Here is a 447-nt window from a genome sequence, read left to right as displayed (position 1 = left end):
GGTGCGCTCAGAGAGATTCGAACTCCCGACCCCTTAGTTCGTAGCCAAGTGCTCTATCCAGCTGAGCTATGAGCGCGACGTCTTGATGGGGTACATTATACGGCTTTTTTAAGGCTTGTTAAGTGTTTTTTAATAAAAGCACAACTGAATGTATAGTAATTAAACGATACAGCAGTATTTACAGTTTTCTGTGAGAATTTCTGCACATTTAGAGCTAAAAACAATTAATACCATCCGGACTTTGACGCTGCATTCAATGTGGCGACAAGCTCCATTTCATCCTGATGAAAAGTACACAGCAAATACCGAGAAAGATGTCCCCAAATTTCAGGCACAAAAAAACCGCTATGAAAGCGGTTGATTGTTCAAGTTGGTGCGCTCAGAGAGATTCGAACTCCCGACCCCTTAGTTCGTAGCCAAGTGCTCTATCCAGCTGAGCTATGAGCG

The 447-nt window shown here is 43.4% G+C and carries 1 tRNA gene; it reads right to left on the bottom strand.

Going from position 1 to position 447, the window contains the following annotated elements:
* Positions 1-2: 2 nt before the first annotated feature.
* Positions 3-76, bottom strand: a tRNA-Arg gene (locus GVV58_RS15295).
* Positions 77-447: the final 371 nt, after the last annotated feature.

Origin of the sequence: Acinetobacter sp. 18QD2AZ41W (genome assembly GCF_009829025.1) — a bacterium.
In the GTDB taxonomy this organism is placed as follows: Bacteria; Pseudomonadota; Gammaproteobacteria; order Pseudomonadales; family Moraxellaceae; genus Acinetobacter; species Acinetobacter pseudolwoffii.
Note: the sequence above shows the minus strand (reverse complement) of the source record. Positions and strands in the feature narration are given on the sequence as shown.